The sequence below is a fragment of the Longimicrobium sp. genome (assembly GCF_036387355.1).
In the GTDB taxonomy this organism is placed as follows: Bacteria; Gemmatimonadota; Gemmatimonadetes; order Longimicrobiales; family Longimicrobiaceae; genus Longimicrobium.
In genome coordinates, this window is sequence record NZ_DASVTX010000278.1 from 1 (window position 1) to 4,295 (window position 4,295).

Consider the following 4,295-nt stretch of genomic DNA (forward strand, 5'->3'; position numbering starts at 1 on the left):
GGCGTCGTCGTCGAACGGAAGGTCCGGCGGACGCGGCGGCGGGATCTTGGGGCGCTTGAAGAGCATCGGAGTTTCTCGAGCCGGTCAGGGTGTGCCGGGGCTGGGCGCCACGCCCGCCTGGGGCAGAAGGTCGCGCCCCGCGCGCCAGCGCATGGCGAAGGTCGTCCAGGGTGGCGCCTGTGCAATTCATCAATCTCCAGCGCCGGGGCCGCTGGGGCAATCTCCCCCGCCGCGGAGACCGCGATTCCGCGCGGGCCGACGTCTCCGTACCGGTCCCCCTTCTCCGCAGCAGCCGCGCCGCGACCCCGCCATCCTCCCGGATGACCGCGATGGAGGGGGGCAGACCGCGCCCCGAGCCCTCTGCCTTGCGCGTGGCGATCGCGATCGCGCGGCGGGCACGGGAAGTGTACGTCGGTTTCGAGAGGCTGGTGCGGGCCGGTCCGGGCGGCAGTCGCGCCGGAACGCGAGCGCGAGTTCGGTGCGGTCCACCCCGGCTCCGGCGAGCGCGGCCCGGGCCGTCTCCGGGTCCGCCGTACCGGCCAGCAGCACGTGCTTCTCCCCGTCGATATCATCCGGCCAATGACAATCCACGTCCACCCTGATCCCGATGCCGCCTCCCGCGCCGGAGCCGAGCGGTTCCGCGACCTCGCGTGCGCCGCGGTGGAGTCGTCCGGGCGCTTTGCCGTCGCGCTCTCGGGCGGCACGGCGCCGGAGCGGATGTACCGCATGCTGGGTGAGGGGCCGTTCCTGTCCGCGATTCCTTGGGAGGGCGTGCACGTGTTCTGGGGTGACGACCGATGCGTTCCGCCGGGCCATCCGCGCAGCAACTTCACGATGGCGGACCGCGCCTTTCTGCGGACCGTCCCCATTCCGCCAGCGAACGTACACCGCATGCGGGGCGAACTGCCGCCGGAAGAGGGCGCGGCGCACTACACGGCCGAGCTGGAATCCGTCTTCGGGCCCGGCGTGCCGCGGTTTGACCTGGTGCACCTGGGGATCGGGCCGGACGGGCACACCGCGTCGCTCTTTCCGTTCGACGAGCTGCTGCGCGAGCGTGAGCGGACCGTAGGAACCGCGCTGTTCCGCGAACTGGGCGAGTGGCGGCTTTCGTTCACGCTGCCGGTGATCAACGCGGCGCGGGTGATCGACGTGCTGGCGCTGGGGGCGGCAAAGGCGGAGATCGTGCGCACCGCCATCGAGGGTCCGCTGGATCCGCATCGCATCCCCATGCAGTTCATCCACCCGACAGACGGCCAGATGATCTGGACACTGGACGAGGCCGCCGCGGCGCGGTTGAAGTCGATCCGGCAAGGGTGATGAGAAGGGGCCGATACGGGTCCGAAGCCTCGCGCCCGGGCGGTTGAAACCGCGGCAACAACGGCGCGAAGTCCGCCTGCGCGGACTGCACCGGAGGCCTCGGCGCGGAACGCCGGGTTCAGGTGCGTCCGCCCGTGCAGAGCGATTGAAATCGCCGCTGGACCAGCGCGAAGTCCGCCTGCGCGGACTGCATCGGGGGCATCGGCGCGGATCCCGAAACGCAGTTGAAGCCCCGATCGTGGACGCGTCAGTGGCCGCGAGCCGGGGCTTCCCGCTGTTCGAGCGGCGGATTCATCCGCTCAGGTTCTCCCGCGGCGTCCCGCCGACCGTTCTGCACCGGGCACTCCGGCACGGGCACCGCGTACTCTCGTACTCTCGTACTCTCGTACTCTCGTACTCTCGTACTTCCCTCCGCACTCACGCACCCCGCACTCACGCACTCCCCGCCATCCCGCGGCACGATACTTCCCGCAGGCGCGCGCGCACTCTCCGCCGCATCTCACAGGCAAGGCGATGGCTTCCGCGACTCTGTTTCACGACGTTCAGCAGATCCTGACGGCCGAGCACCCGGACCCGTTCCGCGTTCTCGGCATGCACACCGTATCCGTGGGCGGCGAGCTGCGCCTGGTGGTGCGCGCCTTTCTGCCCGGCGCCACCGCCGTTTCCGTGACCGACGAGGAGGGCGACGAGGTGGCCGTGATGGAGTGCGGCCACACCGACGGCTTCTTTGAGGCCGTGCTTCCGCGCGGCACCTCCGCCTTTCCCTACCGGCTCCTGGTGACGTGGACGGGCGCGGACGAGCCCGTGCTGCTGGCGGACGCCTTTTCCTTTGGCCCGCAGATCGCCGACTTCGACCTGTACCTCGTGGGCGAAGGCACGCACCTGCGGCTGTGGGAAGTGCTCGGCGCGCACCCCATGACCGTGGACGGCGTGGAGGGCGTGCACTTCGGGGTGTGGGCGCCCGGCGCGCGGCGCGTGAGCGTGGTGGGCGAGTTCAACCTGTGGGACGGGCGGCGCCACCCCATGCGGCGGCACCCCGCGCAGGGCGTGTGGGAAGTCTTCATCCCCGGCGTGCAGGAAGAGGCGCTGTACCGCTACGAGATCCTGCCGCACCAGGGCTCGGCGTTCCTCAAGAGCGACCCGCTCGCGTTCACGGCCGAGGTGCGCCCCGCGACCGCATCCAAGGTGGCCGACCTCTCAAAGTACGAGTGGAACGACGCGGAGTGGATGCGGACGCGCCAGGAAGGCGACTGGTGCAACCGCCCCATGAGCATCTACGAGGTGCACCCCGGCAGCTGGAAGCGCGTTCCGGACGAGGACGACCGGCCGCTCACCTGGCGGGAAATGGCGGAGGACCTGACCGATTACGTGGCGGACATGGGCTTCACCCACGTGGAGTTCCTTCCCGTGATGGAGCACCCGTACGACCCCTCGTGGGGGTACCAGGTCACCGGCTACTTTGCGCCTACCAGCCGCTTTGGCGGTCCGGACGACTTCCGCTACCTGGTAGACCGGCTTCACCAGCGCGGCATCGGGGTGATTCTGGACTGGGTGCCGGCGCACTTTCCCAAGGACGCCTTCGCGCTGCGCCGCTTTGACGGCACGGCGCTGTACGAGCACGCCGATCCGCGCCAGGGCGAGCACCCGGAGTGGGGCACGCTGATCTTCAACTTCGGGCGCAACGAAGTCCGCAACTTCCTCATCAGCAACGCGCTGTTCTGGATGGAGGAGTACCACGCCGACGGGCTGCGCGTGGACGCGGTCGCATCGATGCTGTACCTGGACTACTCGCGCGGGCCGGGGCAGTGGGTGCCCAACCAGTACGGCGGGCGCGAGAACCTGGAGGCGGTGGCCTTTCTGCAGCAGCTGAACACCACGGTGCGCGACCGGCACCCCGGCGTGCTGATGATCGCGGAGGAAAGCACGGCGTGGCCCGGCGTGACGCAGCTGGCGCACCTGGGCGGGCTGGGCTTTCACCTGAAGTGGAACATGGGGTGGATGCACGACAACCTGCGCTTCATGGCGGAGGAGGCCATCCACCGGAAGTACCACTTCAACCTGCTCACCTTTTCGCTGATGTACGCCTTCAGCGAAAAGTACGTGCTGCCGCTGAGCCACGACGAGGTGGTGCACCTCAAGGGTTCGCTGATGGGCAAGATGCCCGGCGACGCGTGGCAGAAGGCCGCCAACCTGCGGCTCATGCTGGGGATGATGTGGGGGCACCCGGGCAAGAAGCTGCTGTTCATGGGCGGCGAGATCGGCCAGTGGGGCGAGTGGAACGAGAACCGCTCGCTGGACTGGCACCTGCTGGGCGACCCGCTGAATGCAGGCGTGCAGCGCTGGCTGCGCGACCTGAACGCCCTGTACAAGCGGGAGCCGGCCTTCTGGGAAACGGACTTCAGCTACGAGGGGTTCGAGTGGATCGACTTTCACGACGTGGAGCAGAGCATCCTCAGCTTTGTGCGCCGCGGCCGGGAGAGTGGACGTGAGCTGCTCTTCGTGTGCAACTTTACGCCGGTGCCCCGCCACGCCTACCACGTGGGCGCTCCGTCCGCGGGGCGCTGGCGCGAGGTGCTGAACAGCGACGCGGAGCCGTACGGCGGGAGCAACGCGGGCAACGGCGGGGTGATGGAAACCGTGCCGCTGGCCGTGCACGGGCGCGCGCAGTCGCTGCCCCTTACGCTGCCGCCGCTGGGGATCCTGATCCTGCAGCGCGAAGACTGAGCGGAACCGGAACGCCGGACCGCCGCAATCCGTTTTACAGAACCGACCGAGAACCATGGCCAGCAAGACCGGAAAGAGCTCGTCCCCTCCCCCCACCCCCGCCGAAGGTGATTCGGCGGCCAAGCCCGCCCGCCGCGGCCGGGCCGCTTCCCCCGCCGCCGCCGAATCCAAGGCGCCGGCCACTCGCCGCGCCCCCGCCCGCAAGGCGCCGGGCGCGGGCGTCGCGGACGCGGACGTCCCCGCGGCGGCCCCGG

Annotated in this window: 2 protein-coding genes and 1 pseudogene; all 3 read left to right on the top strand. The window is 69.8% G+C overall.

Features of this window, described 5'->3' with window-relative positions:
* The first annotated feature begins 579 nt into the window (after nucleotides 1-579).
* Nucleotides 580-1,317, top strand: coding sequence for a 6-phosphogluconolactonase (gene pgl / locus VF665_RS11785; RefSeq protein WP_331053634.1), 738 nt, complete (start codon nucleotides 580-582; stop codon nucleotides 1,315-1,317).
* A gap of 513 nt (nucleotides 1,318-1,830) precedes the next feature.
* Nucleotides 1,831-4,041: a 1,4-alpha-glucan branching protein GlgB gene (gene glgB, locus VF665_RS11790; RefSeq protein ID WP_331053635.1), complete on the top strand. Its 2,211-nt coding sequence runs from the start codon at nucleotides 1,831-1,833 to the stop codon at nucleotides 4,039-4,041.
* 55 nt (nucleotides 4,042-4,096) lie between these two features.
* Nucleotides 4,097-4,295: pseudogene (locus tag VF665_RS11795) on the top strand (hypothetical protein); the annotation flags it as partial.